Origin of the sequence: Rhodococcus ruber NBRC 15591 (assembly GCF_001894945.1) — a bacterium.
Classification (GTDB): Bacteria; Actinomycetota; Actinomycetes; order Mycobacteriales; family Mycobacteriaceae; genus Rhodococcus; species Rhodococcus ruber.
Window position 1 is genome coordinate 122,392 of the sequence record NZ_BCXE01000033.1, and the last position, 16,248, is coordinate 138,639.

The window sequence follows — 16,248 nt, forward strand, 5'->3', positions numbered from 1 at the left end:
GGGTGTCCACCGAGTCGCCACGCAGCACCGTCCCGTCCACCGTTCGAGCGGCGGGTGGTCTCGTCGTCCTCGAAGGCGTGATCGCGATCGGTTTCGCTGTGGTGTCCGTGGTCCGGGCGCTGACGGGCGGGCACGACCAGACGGTCGGAAACGGCTACGGCCTCGCGCTGTGGCTGGGAATCCTGTTCGGTGGCGTGCTCGCGGCCGGGATCGCGCTGTTACGCGGACAGCGCTGGGGACGGGCCGTGGCGATCGTCGCGCAGCTGCTGTTGCTGCCGGTGGCCTGGTCGCTGCTGACCGATTCCCACCAGGTCGTGCTCGGCATCCTGTTGACCCTGATCGTGGTGCCGGCGCTGGTGCTGCTGTTCAGCCCGCCGACGACGCGCTGGCTGGCCCAGGACTACGCGCCGGATGCCGACGACGCGGCCTGACCCCCGCCGAGCGCGGTGAGCGCCTGCCCGCTGAGACGGAAGGTGGTCCACTCGTCCTGCGGGACCGCGCCGAGCGAACGGTAGAACCCGATCGACGGCGTGTTCCAGTCCAGCACCGACCAGCTCAGGCGGCTGTAGCCGCGGTCGACGCACTCGCGGGCCAGCGCCGCGAGCAGGGCGCGGCCGTGTCCCTGCCCCCGGTGCTCGGGCCGGACGTACAGGTCCTCGAGATAGATGCCGTGCACCCCGTCCCAGGTGGAGAAGTTGCGGAACCACAACGCCATGCCCACCACCGTTCCGTGCGCGTCCTCGGCCACGTGGGCGAACGCGGCGGCATCGGCCCCGAACAACGCCGTGTGCAGCTGCTCGGGCACGACGGTGCACTCGTGGCGAGCCTTCTCGTACTCGGCCAGTTCGTAGACGAGGGCGGTGAGAGCGTCGACGTCGGCGGGACGGGCGCGGCGGATCACGATCGGGCCTTTCGTGAGGTTCGGCGACCCGCCGGAGGGCGGATATCGCGGTCGATTCTCGCGTTCGGGCGAGTTTTCAGCGAGGATCGACCCGTGACAACGGTACTTGCGGTGGCAAATCAGAAGGGTGGCGTCGCGAAGACGACCACCGTCGCGTCTCTGGCGGCCGCCCTGGCCGGGCTGGGGCAGCGGGTGCTCGTCGTCGACCTGGACCCGCAGGGCTGCCTGACGTTCTCGCTCGGGCACAACCCCGACCGGCTCGAACGGTCGGTGCACGACGTGCTGGTGGGGGCGGCGGAGGCCAAGGAGGTCCTGCTCGATACCGACGAGGGGTTCACGTTGCTGCCCGCGACGATCGACCTCGCCGGCGCCGAGGCGCTGCTGCTGATGCGGCCGGGGCGCGAGTTCACCCTTCGCCGGGCGCTGGCGCCCCTGCTCGACAGCTTCGACGTCGTCGTGATCGACTGCCCGCCGTCGCTGGGCGTGCTCACGCTCAACGGCCTGACCGCGGCGCAGTCCGTGCTCGTGCCCCTGCAGTGCGAGACCCTCGCGCACCGCGGCGTCGGGCAGCTGCTGCGCACCGTCGCCGAGGTCAAACAGATCACCAACCCCGACCTCGAGCTGCTCGGTGCCCTGCCGACCCTCTACGACGCCCGCACGACGCACAGCCGTGACGTGCTCGCCGACGTCGCCGACCGGTACGACATGCCGGTGCTCGCGCCGCCGATCCCGCGCACCGTCCGCTTCGCGGAGGCGTCGGCGTCCGGAGCCTCGGTGCTGGCCGGCCGGAAGAACAAGGGCGCCGAGGCCTACCGCGTGCTGGCCGAGAACCTGCTCGCCCATTGGCGCGACGGCAAGGAGCTGGTCACCTTCACGTCGTGACCGGTGGCCCGGCCGGGCTCACCGCAGCACCACGACCTGCGGCCCCCGCTGCTCGAGCACCGCACTCCCGGCGACCGCGACGTTCACGACACCGGTCCCGTCGCGCGCGACCGGAATGCGCTGCCGTTCCGTCCCGGTGGCCGGATCGACCACGGCGAGGGCGTCGCGCACCGGAAGCAGCAGCGCTCCGGCCATGGCACTGCCGGTGCCCGTCGTTCCCGGCACCGTCCACTGCGGCACCAGGTCGTCGCCGCCGAGGGCGACGGTCTGCGTGCCCGACCACCACGTGAGGATCGAACCCTGGGCCGTCGCGGGGAACACCGCCTCCGGTGTCGCCGCGGCCGACAGCGGGTGCCGCGCGGTGACCGTGCCCGCGGCGTCGTACACGGCGAGCACGGGCCCGGAGGACGCGGTGGGCGGCAGATACAGCACCGTGCGCTCGCCGGTCACCGCGACGACCCGCGTACCGCCGTCGTCCGGTCCCAGTTCCGGTAGCACCGACGAGGCGATCTCCGCCGGCTGCGAATCGGCCTCGGGGGTCGTCTCGAGCAGCGTCAGGCGGTCGGCTTCCTCACCGGGGCAGCGTTCGACCACCGCAAGCCGGCTGTTGCTCGCCGCGGCCGAGTTCAGCGTGCATCCGCTGCGGGGCTGGGCCCCCGGCACGACGGGCGCGTCCACGCGTCCGTACTCGAGTGTCCGCACGAGATCGGACCGCCACAGTTCGAGACGAGTGTCGCCCCGGGAGATCACGTGGGTGTCGGCAGCGGTGAGGGTCACCGCGTCGTCGGCGTCGCTCGAACGTTGCGCGCCGCGCATTCCCGAGTCGGGAACGAGCTGGGTGACCTGGCTGCATCCCCGCCGGTCGCGGTAGACCGCGACGGCGGTGCGCCAGTCCTCGACCACGCCGCACAGCGGTATGTCGCGGTCGTAGCGCCACAGTTCGGCGCCCGAGTCGAGGGCGCGGCCGGTGACGGTGCCGCCGTCCCCGGTGACCACGACGGCGCCGACCGCGATCGGACGGGACGTCGCGCCGCTGGGGGCGCGCCACGCCTCCGTCAGGGTCGACGGCACGACGGTCGCGGACGGTGGCGGCTCCGGTGCCGCGTCGGTCGTGACGGACACGGTGCCACGCGCATCCGAGCGCAACCAGACGACGCTCGCCGCCGCGACGACCGCGACGGCGAGCACGAGTGCTGCGATCAGATCCGCCCGGGTTCTGCGCTCCGGTGCGATCATCGCGAGCGGCTACTGGGCAGCCGAAGCCGTGACCGTTTCGCTGTTCGCGACGGTGTCGCCGGTCGCGGCGGAACCGCCGCGGCGCCGCCGACGGCGCCGCCGTGCGGGCGCTGTTCCGCTCCCGGACTCCTCGCTCTGCCCCGAGGCGGAACTCGCGCCCGCCGTCTCGGGACCGGTGCCGGAGTGCTCGGCGCCGCCGGTCTCCGGCCGGCCGCCGCGCGTGCGCCGGCGGACCCGGGTGCGCTTGGGTCGTGCCGCATCCTCGGAGCCCTCCTCGCGGGCGGGCCGCTCGGTCGGCGTCTTGCGGACGGTTCCGGTCGTGCCGTCGGGGATGCCCAGCTCCTCGAACAGGTGCGGCGAGCTCGAGTAGGTCTCGACCGGATCGGGCATGCCCAGATCGAGGGCCTTGTCGATGAGCTGCCAGCGCGGAATGTCGTCCCAGTCGACGAGGGTGACGGCGATACCGGTGCGCCCCGCCCGGCCGGTGCGGCCGATGCGGTGGACGTAGGTCTTCTCGTCCTCGGGGCACTGGTAGTTCACGACATGGGTGACGTCGTCGATGTCGATGCCGCGCGCGGCCACGTCCGTGGCGACCAGCACGTCGATCTTGCCCTTGCGGAACTTGTCCAGCGCCTTCTCACGAGCGATCTGCCCCAGGTCACCGTGCACGGCCCCGACGGCGAAGCCGCGCTCGGCGAGCTCGTCGGCGACCTTCTGCGCGGTGCGCTTGGTACGGGTGAAGATCATGGTGGCGCCACGACCCTCGGCCTGCAGCACGCGCGCCACCAGTTCCGCCTTGTCGAGCGCGTGCGCGCGGTAGACGAGCTGGTTGGTGCGCTCGTGCACCGCGGAGGACTCCGGTTCCTCGGCGCGGATGTGTGTCGGGCGGGTGAGGAACGTGCGGGCGAGCGTGATGATCGGCCCGGGCATCGTGGCCGAGAACAGCATCGTCTGGCGACGGTCGGGCACCATGCCGAGGATGCGCTCGATGTCGGGGAGGAAGCCGAGGTCGAGCATCTCGTCCGCTTCGTCCATCACCAGCACGCCGATCTTGCCGAGGATCAGGTGACCCTGGTTGGCGAGGTCGAGCAGCCGGCCCGGGGTGCCGACGACGACGTCGACGCCCTTCTTCAGCACGTCGACCTGCGTTTCGTACGGACGTCCGCCGTAGACGGACAGGATCTTCAGGGCACCGGTGGAGCCGGGGAGGTACTTGGCGGCGTTCTCGAGGTCCTGGGTGACCTGCAGGCACAGCTCGCGCGTCGGCACGATCACCAGCGCGCGGGGCGTGCCGTCGAGGGCGGTGGTGCCGGACTCGGCGGTGGTGAGGCGGTGCAGCAGCGGGACACCGAACCCGAAGGTCTTGCCCATGCCGGTGCGTGCCTGTCCGATCAGGTCGTCGCCGGCGAGGGCGAGGGGGAGCGTCAGCTCCTGGATGGCGAAGGTGCGCTCGATGCCGATCTCGGCGAGAGCGCGGACGATCTCGTCCCGCACGCCCAGTTCGGCGAACGTGGGCGGGGTGTGGGTGGCGTCGAGTTGGGCCGACACCGTGGTTTCGGTGGCGTCGTCTTCGTGGTCGACAGTGATCTTGCTCAGGGGTCTGGCCTTCCTGGTCTCGGCACGCACGCACGAGTGGAGAGGCGACCGGGCCTGCGCCTCAGCGGCCGGTAGGGCTCTGCGAGGCGCGGCAGCGATCTGCGATCGGGTGCGCGCACATCATCGGTGAAGTCCGCGGGGCCGGTGGTCGGCGCCTTGAGGCGCGGCCTTCCGGAACCATTGTACCGGGTGCGAGTGCCGTGAGCCGCGCGGTCGCCGGCCGGGTACTACGCTGTGTCGTCATGGGAGCCGAAACGTCACCGTCACCGTCCCGTCCATCCGCCGCCCCGGTGCGCGTGCCGGCCGACCATCCCGGCGTCGCCGAGCTGTTCGCGGTGCTCGCCTACGGTGAGATCTCGGCCTTCTATCGCCTTGCCGACGATGCGCGGATGTCGCCGAGCCTGCAGGGGCGGGTGGCGTTCGCAAGCATGGCGGCGGCGGAGATGAGCCACTTCGAGACGCTGCACGCCGCCCTGACCGCGCGCGGTGTCGAAATCTACGCGGCGATGGAGCCCTACCGGCGTGCCCTCGACGCCTACCACGCGTCCACGAACCCGTCGAACTGGCACGAGTCGCTGGTCAAGGCATATGTCGGCGACGGCATCGCCGCCGACTTCTACCGCGAGATCGCCGGTACCCTCGCCCCCGAGGTGGCCGAGGTCGTACGAGAGGTGCTCGCCGAGACCGGGCACTCGGAATTCGTGGTGCACGAGGTCCGCGAGGCGGTGCGGCACAGCGCCGCCGACAAGGACCGGCTGATGCTGTGGGGGCGGCGGCTGCTGGGCGAGGCCATCACCCAGGCCCAGTACGTGATGGCCCAGCGGGAGGATCTCACCGATCTGGTGATCGCCGCTACCGGTGATCTCGCCGACATCGCGGCGTTGTTCGACCGGATGCAGCTCGAGCACGCCGACCGGATGGCAGTGCTGGGACTGCACTAATCTGGGCGGGGACAGCTGTAGAGCCCTGAGAGTTCGGAGGTCGACCGTGGAGGTCAAGATCGGTGTTGCGGACAGTCCCCGCGAGCTCACCGTGGTCAGCGAGCAGACGCCCGACGAGGTCGAGTCGCTCGTGACGCAAGCCCTGGCCGGCGACAAGGACGGCGTCCTGACGCTCGTCGACGAGAAGGGCCGCAAGCTCATCGTGCAGGCATCGCGGGTCACCTACGTCGAGATCGGCCCCGCCGACATCCGCAAGGTCGGGTTCGCGGCGAGCTAGAACGACGGCATCACGACGGAAGGGCCGGGGCGACTGCCCCGGCCCTTCCGTCGTTGCGGGCGCGACCTCGGTCGGCGCCGTCGCTCATCGCCGGCGCAGCTCCGGCTGCAGCGGCACGTGCGACAGACCACCCCAGGCGAGCGCGACTGTGGTGTCGACGGCGTCTTCCTTCGGGATCGGCCGGGCGGCCTCGAGCCAGTAGCGGGCCGTGAACTGGCTGGTGCCGACGAGGCCGACCGCCAGGATGCGCGCCCGGTACGGGTCGAGCCCGGAGTCGTGGCTCACCAGGTCGAACACCGCGTCGACGCACGCCTCGGTGGCCTGCTCCACGCGGTTCGCCACCTGCGGCTCGCCCATCAGATCCGACTCGAACACGAGCCGGAAACCCTGCGAGTCGTTGTCGACGAAGTCGAAGAACGCCTGCACCGCAGCGCGGACGCGCTGCCTGTTGTCGGTGGTCGACCGCAGGGCCTGGCGGACACCGGAGATCAGGCTGTCGACATAGCTCTGCAGTACCGCGCAGTACAGTTCGAGCTTGCCGGGGAAGTGCTGGTACAGCACCGGCTTGCTGACCCCGGCGCACTCGGCGATCTCGTCCATGCCGGCCGCGTGGTACCCGCGGGTGACGAAGACTTCGCTGGCTGCAGCGAGGAGCTGGACCCGGCGCTCGTCCCGCGGCATCCGGGCGCCGCGTCGAGTGCCGGTGCCGTTGCCCGAGCTGGTGGCGCGGCCGGACGATGTCCGGGCTGCGAGTTCGGTCATGTCGCTCCCAATCCGAGATATTCGTCGAAGTGATACCTACCACTACGACGTGCAATCGTCTCTGCACGTTACAGGCCGGGGGGCCTCGAGGTGCCGCGCACCCCTACCCACGAGTATCCCAGCCCAGGGCCTACTGTGCGCGGCGCCACAGCGGCGCGGGGGCGGTCGCGTGCCGCGCTTCGCGACCCGGCACGCCCCGCGACGACCGTGTGAGATTCTGGCAGCCGTGACCGAGCGAGCAGGAGCCGACGTGGCGGACACACCGCGCCGCCCGGTGCGCAGTCCGCACCGGACACCCGAGGATCGGCCGTCCGAGTGGCGCCGCACCCGCGCCCCTTCCCACCAGCCCCTGCGAGCCCAGTGGGATCCCGTTTCGGGGGAGAGCACCCGCCCGCGTCCGCCGCGCCCGGATCGCGGGGTGCGCCGGCAGAGCCGGCTCGGGCGCTTCGTCGCGACCTACGGATGGCGGGCCTACGCCGTTCCCGTCCTCGCGATCCTCACGGTGATCGTCGTGGTGGACGCCCTGCGCGCCGGTGGCGATCGACCCGACCCCGCGGCAGCCGGGGACGCGGTAGCCGAATCCGGCGGCGTGGTGGGTGTGCCCGCGCCGGTCGCCGACGGCACGTTCCCCGACGATCTGCCGTCCGGTGCGCTCCCGGAAGGTGGGCCGTTCACGGCGGCCGGAACCGGCACCTGGCGGGTCGTGCCGGGGACCGGCGATCAGGTCGGCACCGGCCGCGTCTACACCTACACAGTGGAGATCGAGGACGGCGTCGACACCACCGGCTACGGCGGCGACGCCGCATTCGCGCGGATGGTCGACGAGACCCTGGCCAACCCGAAGAGCTGGATCCAGGACCCGGCGTTCGCATTCCGGCGCGTCGATCAGGGTGAGCCCGACTTCCGGGTGTCGCTGACCTCCCAGATGACGATCCGGCAGGGCTGCGGGTACGACATCGAACTCGAGGTCTCGTGCTTCAACCCCGGCGTGGGCCGGGTCCTGCTCAACGAGCCCCGCTGGGTGCGGGGCGCCGTCGCGTTCCAGGGGGACATCGGCTCCTACCGCCAGTACCTGATCAACCACGAGATCGGGCACGCCATCGGCTTCGCCGCCCACGAAGGGTGCGGGAGCGACGGAGGCTTGGCGCCGATCATGATGCAGCAGTCGTTCGGCACGGCCAACGACGACATCGCCGGGCTCGACCCCGAGGGCGTCGTCCCCCGCGACGGGCTGACGTGCAGGTTCAATCCGTGGCCGTATCCGCGAGCATGAGGATGGGACAATCGGGGAACCGCCCGATCGAACCGGCCGAGGAGCTGTCGTGACGTCACTGCCATCCCTGGTGGAATCCGGTGCACTGCCACCTCTGGTGGAACCCGCCGCGGACCTGACCCGCGAGGAGGTGGCCCGTTACAGCCGGCACCTGATCATCCCCGGGGTGGGGGTGACGGGGCAGCGACGGCTGAAGAACGCGCGGGTGCTGTGCATCGGTGCCGGCGGCCTCGGTTCCCCGGTGCTGCTCTACCTCGCCGCGGCCGGGGTCGGCACCCTCGGCATCGTCGAGTTCGACGACGTCGAATCGTCCAACCTGCAGCGGCAGGTGATCCACGGGGTCGCCGACGTGGGCCGGCCCAAGGGGGAGAGCGCCCGCGACACGATCCGGGGGATCAACGAGAACGTGGCGGTGCGCCTGCACCCGGTCCGGCTCGACCGCAGCAACGCCGTCGAGCTGTTCGAGCAGTACGACGTGATTCTCGACGGCACCGACAACTTCGCGACCCGCTACCTCGTCAACGATGCGGCGATCCTCGCCGGCAAGCCGTACGTATGGGGGTCGATCTTCCGGTTCGAGGGACAGGTGTCGGTGTTCTGGGAGGCCGCGCCGGGCGGGCGGGGACTGAACTACCGGGACCTGTACCCGGAGGCGCCTCCGCCGGGCATGGTCCCGTCCTGTGCGGAGGGCGGTGTCCTCGGGGTGCTCTGTGCGTCCGTCGGGTCGATCATGGCCACCGAGGCGATCAAGCTGATCACCGGCATCGGCGAGTCGCTGCTCGGACGGCTGATGATCTACGACGCTCTCGCGATGAGTTACCGGACGGTGACGTTGCGCCGTGATCCGGGCCGGGTGCCGGTGACGGAGTTGGTCGACTACGAGTCCTTCTGCGGTGTCGTGCCGGACGACGCCGCCGAGGCCGTGGCCGAGTCGACGATCACCCCGACCGAACTGCACCGGCTGCTCGAGTCGGACCGGGAGATCGAACTGATCGACGTGCGCGAGCCGGTCGAGTGGGACATCGTCCACATCGACGGGGCGCGGCTGATCCCGAAGGACCGCATCCTCTCCGGAGAGGCGCTGGCGGAGCTGTCGCAGCACAAGCCGATCGTGCTGCACTGCAAGACCGGGATCCGCTCGGCCGAAGCGCTCGCCGTGCTGAAGAAGGCCGGTTTCTCGGACGCCACGCACCTGCAGGGCGGCGTGCTCGCGTGGGCTCAGCAGGTGGACCCGTCACTGCCCGTGTACTGAGGGAACACGGTGAGATAACGATGCGGGAATGCTGTCCCCGGGTAACGGAGTGCCTTCCCTGAAGGCGGCGGCGCCGACTGTACGGTGTGCCCCGTGAGTCCCCTCGAACCCCCGCAGCACGTGCGCTCGACCTTCGGCCTACGCGACGTCGAACCGGTCCCGCTCGGGGCGGACTGGGACGGTGGCTGGCGCTGCGGCGACGTCGTGCTCTCGCCGGTCGCCGACCACGCCCGGGCAGCGTGGTCGGCGAAGGTGCGCGAGAACCTCGACGTCGACGGGGTCCGACTGGCGCGGCCGGTTCGCTCCACCGACGGCCGCTACGTCGTCTCCGGCTGGCGCGCCGACACGTACATCGTGGGCACCTCCGAACCACGGCACGACGAGGTGGTGGCGCTGTCGCTCCGGCTGCACGCCGCCACCGCCCAACTCGAGCGACCGCGCTTCCTCATGCAGCCGCCCGTGGCGCCGTGGGAGGACGTCGACGTGTTCGTCGCCGCCGACCGCGCGGCCTGGGAGGCGGTACCGCTGCGCACCGCCCGCGCCGCCGGCGCCCCCGACACCGTCACGCCCGACGGACGCAAGAGCATCGATCTGATCAACCAGCTCGCGACGTTGCGCAAGCCGGTCCACTTGCCCGATCAGCTCGTGCACGGCGACCTGTTCGGCACCGTGCTCTTCGCCGGCAGCGCCGCACCCGGCCTGACCGACATCACCCCCTACTGGCGACCCGCGTCGTGGGCGGCCGGCGTCGCCGTCGTCGATGCGCTGTCGTGGGGCGGCGCCGACGACGAGCTCATCGGCCGCTGGGAGGACCTGCCGGAGTGGCCGCAGATGCTGCTGCGCGCGGTGATGTTCCGGCTCGCCGTGCACGCCCTGCATCCGCGCTCGACGGAGGAGGCGTTCCCGGGGCTGGCACACACCTCGGATCTGGTGCGTCTGCTCCTCTAGGTCTCGCCTCCTCTAGGCGTCACTGCCGCGCAGCTCCCCGAACATCGCGAGGGCGGCGGCCGCGGCGCGACCCGGGTCTCCTGCGACGACGGCGAGCACCAGTTCGCGGTGCTCGTCGTGGAAGCCTGCGCCGGTCTCTTCGACGCGACGGCGGATCGTCTCCTCGATGACGGGTATCAGCGAGTCGTAGAACTCGAGGTACACGGCGTTGTGGCTGGCCGCGACGATCGCGCGGTGCAGGGCGACGTCGGCGGCGAGGGCGGCGGCCGAACGCGGGTCCGCCCACGCGCGCATCCGCGCGTCGAACAGTTCGGTCAGGTGTTCTGCGTCCGCCCGGGTGCGGCGCTGCGCGGCGAGCGCCGCGGCGGTGACGTCGAGCGCCTGCCGCAGTTCGAGCACGTCCTGTTCGTGGGCGTCGGCGAAGTAGGTGCCGAGTGCGCTGCCCACCTCCGAGGTGGCGACCACGTAGGTGCCCGATCCCTGCCGTCGCTCGAGCAGCCCCGAATGCACGAGTGCCTGGACGGCCTCGCGCACGGTGTTGCGGCCCGTGCCGGTCAGCTCGGCCAGGGTGGGTTCGGTCGGGATGCGGGTGCCCACTGCCCAGGCGCCGGTGCGGATGTGGCCGCGTAACTGCTCGGTGACCTGGGCGACGAGACCGGTGCGTCGCACGGTGCGCATGGGGCTCCTTCCTGCATCCGGAAAACGCCTTCGACGATATACATCGGGTCATCCTATGATTCGCTCCGTGGTTGTCACCGATGCCGGATCCACGTCCCTGCTGCGGGGACGTCTCCTCGTCTTCGTCGCGATCGTGATGTCCGCCCTCACGCTGCGCCTCGCCGTGACCTCGTTCAGTCCCCTTGCCGAACAGATCCGCGCCGAACTCGGCTTCGCGCCTGCCGTCGTGGGTGTCTTCGGGATGGTGCCGACCGCGATGTTCGCGGCGTTCGGTCTCCTCACCCCGGTCATCGCACGGCGAGCGGGGCTCGAGACCACGGCCCTGATCGCGATGCTGGCCGCCGGAGTCGGCATGGCGGCCCGCGCGCTGACTCACGAGACGTGGACACTGCTCGCGTTCTCGGCGCTCGCCCTCGCCGGAATGGGCGTCGGCAACGTGGTGATCCCGCCGCTGGTCAAGCGGTACTTCTCCGACCGGCTCGCCGTCGTGAGCACCGTCTACATCGTCGGCGTCCAGATCGGCACCGTGTTGCCCGCCCTGGCCGCGGTCCCCGTCGCGGAAGCCGCGGGGTGGCGCTGGTCGATCGGTCTGTGGGCGGCGTGGGCGTTCGCCGCGGCGATTCCGTGGATCGGCGTACTCCACCGGGCCCGGGGTGCGAAGCCGGGCACCCGCGACGCGCCCCCTTCCGCCCCTGCACCCGGCCGGGTGTGGCGCTCGCCCGTCGCATGGGGCATGGCCGGCATGTTCGGCATGACCTCCCTGATCACCTACTCGATGTTCACCTGGATTCCCGCCGTACTGCTCGACGCCGGGGGCAGCGAGGCACTCGGGGGCGCGATGACCGCGCTGTTCTCCTTCGTCGGCCTGGCGGCCTCGTTCGTCGCCCCCGCCGCGTGCGCCCGCATGCGGGATCCCTTCCCGCTCGTCCTCGTGTGCGTGGCGAGCTACGCCGTGGGGTTCACCGGCCTGCTGCTCGCACCGCTGACGGCCACCGCCCTGTGGGTGCTGGCGATCGGCGTCGGGCCGACCACCTTCCCCATGGCACTGACCCTGATCAACCTGCGCACCCGCACCCATGCGGCGTCGGCGGCGCTGTCCGGGTTCACCCAGGGCCTCGGGTACACCGTCGCCTGCGCCGGACCGGTCCTGGTCGGGGTGCTGCGCGAGATCACCGGTGGCTGGACGGCACCGTTCGTGTTCCTCGGCGGCGCCGCGTTCGTGGTCCTGATCGCCGGCCGGGTGGCCTGCCGGCCGCGGTACGTCGAGGACACCTGGGGCGGCTCCGGCGCCGATCCGCACCCCGCGCACCCCCGCGGCGACGACCTCACGGAGACCTCCTGCCGCAGGTGAGCATCTCTTGACGCGGCAGTCACCGAGGGCAGCACCGCGGCAACACCCGTTTCCTACCTTGGGTCCATCGATACCGACCCGAGGAAGGGGCATGGGGTGGCCGCAACGACCGGAATATCACCGACCGAAGGCCTGCGTGCGAAGTTCGCCCGCAAGCACCGCATCGAACACTGGGACGCCGAGGACACGGCGGCATGGGACGCCGGCGGCAAGGAGATCGCGAAGCGGAACCTGATCTGGTCCGTCCTGGCCGAGCACGTCGGCTTCTCCGTCTGGTCCATCTGGTCCGTGATGGTGCTGTTCATGCCGACCGACGTCTACGGCATCGATGCCGCCGGCAAGTTCTTCCTCGTCGCCGTGCCTACCCTGGTCGGTTCGCTGCTGCGCATCCCCTACACGGTCGCCACAGCCCGGTTCGGCGGTCGCAACTGGACCGTGTTCAGCGCGCTGGTGCTGCTGATCCCCACCGTCGCGACCCTGTACCTCATGCTCAACCCCGGCTTCTCCTACACCACCTTCCTGGTGGTGGCCGCGATCGCCGGCCTCGGCGGCGGCAACTTCGCGTCGTCGATGACCAACATCAACGCCTTCTACCCGCAACGGCTCAAGGGTTGGGCGCTGGGCCTGAACGCGGGCGGCGGCAACATCGGCGTGCCGGTGGTGCAGCTCGTCGGCCTGCTCGTCATCGCCACCGTCGGCAACACCGAACCGTGGATCGTGTGTGCCGTCTACCTGGTGCTGTGTGCCTTCGCCGCGCTCGGCGCGGCCCTGTTCATGGACAACCTCGGTGATCAGCGCGCCGACCTGCGAGCGATGGGGGAATCCCTGCGCTACCGCGACTCGTGGATCCTGAGCTTCCTCTACATCGGCACCTTCGGCTCCTTCATCGGTTTCAGCTTCGCGTTCGGCCAGGTACTGCAGATCAACTTCCTCGCCGGGGGCGCGACCGCCGCCGAGGCGGCCCTGCACGCCGCACAGATCGCGTTCGTCGGTCCGCTGCTCGGATCGATCGCCCGGCCGCTCGGCGGCAAGCTGGCCGACCGCATCGGGGGCGGCCGGATCACGCTGTACACGTTCGCGGCAATGGCCCTCGCGGCCGGACTGCTCGTCACCGCCGGCACCCTCGACGACGCCACCGCCGGCGCCGCCACCGGCGGAATCATGGTGACCTTCGTCCTCGGGTTCATCGCCCTGTTCCTGCTCTCGGGTATCGGCAACGGCTCCGTCTACAAGATGATCCCGTCCGTCTTCGAAGCCAAGGCGCAGAGCCTCGACTCGCTCGACAGGGCCGGGAAGGCCGCCTGGGCGCGCAGCATGTCCGGCGCCCTGATCGGTTTCGCCGGCGCCATCGGCGGTCTCGGCGGCGTCGGGATCAACCTGGTGCTGCGCGCCTCCTACAGCAGCGAAGCCAAGTCGGCGACCATGGCGTTCTGGGTGTTCCTCGCCTTCTACCTGGTCTGCATCGTCGTCACCTGGGCCGTGTTCCTGCGCCGCCCCAGCGCCCCCACCGGGCAGACGCCCGCCGAGCGCGACGTCACCACCGTGGCCGTCCGCGCCTGAGGGCGCCCCGGCCCCACCCGCACACCAAGGAAGAAGGAAACGGTATGAGCCACAAGTCTGTCGTCGTCGTCGGGCACGGCATGGTGGGCCACCGATTCGTCGAGGCGCTGCGCACCCGTGACGAGAACGACCTCTGGTCGGTGACGATCCTGTGCGAAGAGCCGCTGCCCGCCTACGACCGCGTGGGACTGTCCTCGTACGTCGGTTCCTGGGATTCGAGAGAACTCGCCCTCGCCGGCAACGAGTACGAGGGTGACGACCTGGTCGACCTGAGGATCGGCACCCGGGCCGCGGCGATCGACCGGGCCGGGCGCACCGTCACCACCGACGCCGGCGAGGTGATCGGGTACGACGCGCTCGTCCTGGCCACCGGCTCGTACCCCTTCGTCCCGCCGATTCCCGGCAAGGATCTGGCCGGGTGCTTCGTCTACCGCACCCTCGACGACCTCGACGGCATCCGGGCCGGCGCGCAGCAGGCCGCGCCGGGTGCGGTCGGCGTCGTCGTCGGTGGTGGACTCCTCGGGCTGGAGGCGGCCAACGCGCTGCGGATGCTCGGCCTGACACCGCACGTCGTCGAGTTCGCGCCGCGGCTCATGCCACTGCAGGTCGACGAGGGCGGCGGCGCGCTCCTCGCCCGCCTCGTCACCGACCTCGGCCTGACGGTGCACACGGGCGTCGGCACCGCCGGGATCACCGACGGTCCCGACGGGTTGCGGGTGGAACTGTCCGACGGATCGGTGATCGACGCCGCGCTGCTCGTGTTCTCGGCCGGGGTGCGCCCCCGCGACGAGCTGGCCCGCGACGCGGGGCTCGAGCTGGGCCCCCGCGGCGGCGTCCGCACCGACCTCGGCTGCCGCAGCACGACCGACGACGCGATCTACGCCGTCGGCGAATGTGCCGCCGTCGACGGCACCTGCTACGGACTCGTCGCGCCCGGCTACAGCACGGCAGAGGTCGTGGCCGACCGGCTCGTCGGCGGCGGCGCCGAGTTCCCGGGGGCCGACCTGTCGACCAAACTCAAGCTGCTCGGGGTCGACGTCGCGAGCTTCGGCGACGCGCACGCCGCCACCCCGGGCGCCCTCGAGGTCGTGCTGTCGGACGCGGCCAAGGGCACCTACGCCAAGCTGGTCGTCTCGGACGACGCGAAGACACTGCTCGGCGGCATCCTCGTCGGCGACGCCTCCGCGTACGGGTCGCTGCGGCCGCTCGTCGGCCGGGAGCTGCCCGGCGACCCTGCGGCGCTGATCTCGCCGGCGGGGGAGAAGCCGGGCGCCGGGTCGCTGCCCGACGACGCCGAGGTGTGCTCGTGCAACGGGGTCACCAAGGGGGCGATCTGCGGCGCCATCGCCGACGGCGCGTGCGACATCGCCCAGGTCAAGGCGTGCACGGGCGCCGGCACCACGTGCGGCGGGTGCCTGCCCACCGTCAAGCAGCTCCTCGCGGCGTCCGGCGTGGTCATGTCGAAGGCGCTGTGCGAGCACTTCGATCAGTCCCGGGCCGAGCTTTTCCAGATCGTGCAGGCCACCGACACCCGCACGTTCTCGGCACTGATCGCCAAGTACGGCCGGGGGACCGGCTGCGACATCTGCAAACCCGTCGTCGCCTCGATCCTCGCCTCGACCGACTCGGATCACATCCTGGGCCGGCAGCAGGCGGCGCTGCAGGACACCAACGACCACTTCCTGGCCAACATCCAGAAGAACGGCACCTACTCGGTGGTGCCGCGGATGCCCGGCGGGGAGTGCACCCCCGAGCAGCTCATCGTCATCGGCGAGGTCGCCCGCGACTTCGGGCTGTACGTCAAGATGACCGGAGGACAGCGCATCGACCTGTTCGGCGCGCGGGTCGAGCAGCTGCCGCTCATCTGGAAGCGACTCGTCGACGCCGGCATGGAGTCCGGCCAGGCCTACGGCAAGTCGTTGCGCACCGTGAAGAGCTGTGTGGGATCGACCTGGTGCCGGTACGGCGTGCAGGACTCGGTCGGCATGGCCGTCGACCTCGAGCTGCGCTACCGCGGGTTGCGCTCCCCGCACAAGCTCAAGTTCGGTGTCTCCGGCTGCGCACGCGAGTGCGCCGAGGCGCGCGGCAAGGACGTCGGGGTGATCGCGACCGAGAGCGGCTGGAACCTGTACGTGTGCGGTAACGGCGGCCAGTCGCCCAAGCATGCGCAGCTGCTCGCCGGCGGTCTCGACGACGAGACGCTCGTGAAGTACATCGACCGGTTCCTGATGTTCTACGTGCGCACCGCCGACCGGCTGCAGCGCACCGCGCCCTGGCTCGAGGCCCTCGACGGCGGTCTCGAGCACCTGAAGGCGGTCGTGTGCGAGGACAGTCTCGGCATCGCCGGCGAGCTCGAGGCGGCGATGGCCAGGCACGTCGCCGGATACCGGGACGAGTGGGCCGGCGTCCTGGAGGATCCCGAGAAGCTGTCCCGGTTCGTGTCGTTCGTCAACGCCCCCGACGTTGCCGACCCGACCGTGCGGTTCGACGACTCGGGCAAGCGGAAGGTGCCGGTACTGGTCGGAATGCCCTCTTACCGCGAGGGAATCTCGGGTTAACCCCCGAGAAACACCGGCCCCGGAGAATTCCGT

At 71.0% G+C, this 16,248-nt stretch carries 15 protein-coding genes; 10 read left to right on the forward strand and 5 right to left on the reverse strand.

The features are described from left to right. Positions 1–2: 2 nt before the first annotated feature. Positions 3–431: a hypothetical protein gene (locus tag RR3_RS19490; protein WP_010594725.1), complete on the forward strand. Its 429-nt coding sequence runs from the start codon at positions 3–5 to the stop codon at positions 429–431. On the opposite strand, the gene RR3_RS19495 is transcribed toward RR3_RS19490, so the two are convergent. Next, positions 401–901: a GNAT family N-acetyltransferase gene (locus RR3_RS19495; RefSeq protein WP_010594724.1), complete on the reverse strand. Its 501-nt coding sequence runs from the start codon at positions 899–901 to the stop codon at positions 401–403. The two genes, RR3_RS19490 and RR3_RS19495, sit on opposite strands and share 31 nt — an antisense overlap. A gap of 93 nt (positions 902–994) precedes the next feature. Here RR3_RS19495 and RR3_RS19500 point away from each other — a divergent pair, with 93 nt between their 5' ends. Then, positions 995–1,783: a ParA family protein gene (locus RR3_RS19500; protein ID WP_010594723.1), complete on the forward strand. Its 789-nt coding sequence runs from the start codon at positions 995–997 to the stop codon at positions 1,781–1,783. A gap of 18 nt (positions 1,784–1,801) precedes the next feature. On the opposite strand, the gene RR3_RS19505 is transcribed toward RR3_RS19500, so the two are convergent. Both RR3_RS19505 and RR3_RS19510 read right to left on the reverse strand, forming a co-directional pair. Beyond that, positions 1,802–3,019 carry an Rv3212 family protein gene (locus RR3_RS19505; RefSeq protein WP_017679561.1) on the reverse strand — a complete coding sequence of 406 codons (1,218 nt, stop codon included), beginning with the start codon at positions 3,017–3,019 and terminating at the stop codon, positions 1,802–1,804. Between the two features lie 9 nt (positions 3,020–3,028). After that, entirely contained in the window at positions 3,029–4,645 is a 1,617-nt protein-coding gene (locus tag RR3_RS19510; RefSeq protein ID WP_017679560.1) for a DEAD/DEAH box helicase, read from the reverse strand. 212 nt (positions 4,646–4,857) lie between these two features. Here RR3_RS19510 and RR3_RS19515 point away from each other — a divergent pair, with 212 nt between their 5' ends. Then, positions 4,858–5,556 carry a ferritin-like fold-containing protein gene (locus tag RR3_RS19515; RefSeq protein WP_026137492.1) on the forward strand — a complete coding sequence of 233 codons (699 nt, stop codon included), beginning with the start codon at positions 4,858–4,860 and terminating at the stop codon, positions 5,554–5,556. Between the two features lie 46 nt (positions 5,557–5,602). Next, positions 5,603–5,833, forward strand: coding sequence for a DUF3107 domain-containing protein (locus tag RR3_RS19520; protein ID WP_003939138.1), 231 nt, complete (start codon positions 5,603–5,605; stop codon positions 5,831–5,833). An 84-nt stretch (positions 5,834–5,917) separates the two neighbouring features. Here RR3_RS19520 and fasR read toward each other — a convergent pair whose 3' ends face one another. Next, on the reverse strand, positions 5,918–6,595 hold the full coding sequence (gene fasR, locus RR3_RS19525) for an HTH-type transcriptional activator FasR (protein WP_017679558.1): 678 nt from the start codon (positions 6,593–6,595) through the stop codon (positions 5,918–5,920). A 226-nt stretch (positions 6,596–6,821) separates the two neighbouring features. Here fasR and RR3_RS19530 point away from each other — a divergent pair, with 226 nt between their 5' ends. The 3 genes from RR3_RS19530 (at position 6,822) to RR3_RS19540 (ending at position 10,068) form a co-directional block, all read left to right on the forward strand. Continuing rightward, positions 6,822–7,868 (forward strand): DUF3152 domain-containing protein, encoded by a 1,047-nt coding sequence (locus RR3_RS19530; protein ID WP_371851042.1) that lies wholly within the window; start codon positions 6,822–6,824, stop codon positions 7,866–7,868. 49 nt (positions 7,869–7,917) lie between these two features. Further along, positions 7,918–9,120: an adenylyltransferase/sulfurtransferase MoeZ gene (gene moeZ / locus RR3_RS19535; protein ID WP_371851043.1), complete on the forward strand. Its 1,203-nt coding sequence runs from the start codon at positions 7,918–7,920 to the stop codon at positions 9,118–9,120. Between the two features lie 93 nt (positions 9,121–9,213). Continuing rightward, positions 9,214–10,068 (forward strand): TIGR02569 family protein, encoded by an 855-nt coding sequence (locus RR3_RS19540; protein ID WP_010594716.1) that lies wholly within the window; start codon positions 9,214–9,216, stop codon positions 10,066–10,068. 12 nt (positions 10,069–10,080) lie between these two features. Here RR3_RS19540 and RR3_RS19545 read toward each other — a convergent pair whose 3' ends face one another. Then, positions 10,081–10,746, reverse strand: coding sequence for a FadR/GntR family transcriptional regulator (locus RR3_RS19545; protein WP_010594715.1), 666 nt, complete (start codon positions 10,744–10,746; stop codon positions 10,081–10,083). A gap of 55 nt (positions 10,747–10,801) precedes the next feature. On the opposite strand from RR3_RS19545, the gene RR3_RS19550 reads away from it, so the two are divergent. The 3 genes from RR3_RS19550 (at position 10,802) to nirB (ending at position 16,215) form a co-directional block, all read left to right on the forward strand. Then, positions 10,802–12,097, forward strand: coding sequence for an MFS transporter (locus RR3_RS19550; RefSeq protein ID WP_010594714.1), 1,296 nt, complete (start codon positions 10,802–10,804; stop codon positions 12,095–12,097). A gap of 96 nt (positions 12,098–12,193) precedes the next feature. Further along, positions 12,194–13,657, forward strand: a complete 1,464-nt coding sequence (locus RR3_RS19555; RefSeq protein WP_010594713.1) for an MFS transporter — start codon at positions 12,194–12,196, stop codon at positions 13,655–13,657. Positions 13,658–13,701: 44 nt separating this feature from the next. Beyond that, positions 13,702–16,215: a nitrite reductase large subunit NirB gene (nirB, locus tag RR3_RS19560; protein WP_017679555.1), complete on the forward strand. Its 2,514-nt coding sequence runs from the start codon at positions 13,702–13,704 to the stop codon at positions 16,213–16,215. Positions 16,216–16,248: the final 33 nt, after the last annotated feature.

Coding starts and splice junctions, on each gene's coding strand:
- RR3_RS19505 (WP_017679561.1), bottom strand. CDS start 3,019: ATGATCGCACCGGAGCGCAGAACCCGGGCGGATCTGATCGCAGCACTC.
- RR3_RS19515 (WP_026137492.1), top strand. CDS start 4,858: ATGGGAGCCGAAACGTCACCGTCACCGTCCCGTCCATCCGCCGCCCCG.
- fasR (WP_017679558.1), bottom strand. CDS start 6,595: ATGACCGAACTCGCAGCCCGGACATCGTCCGGCCGCGCCACCAGCTCG.
- RR3_RS19545 (WP_010594715.1), bottom strand. CDS start 10,746: ATGCGCACCGTGCGACGCACCGGTCTCGTCGCCCAGGTCACCGAGCAG.
- RR3_RS19550 (WP_010594714.1), top strand. CDS start 10,802: ATGATTCGCTCCGTGGTTGTCACCGATGCCGGATCCACGTCCCTGCTG.
- nirB (WP_017679555.1), top strand. CDS start 13,702: ATGAGCCACAAGTCTGTCGTCGTCGTCGGGCACGGCATGGTGGGCCAC.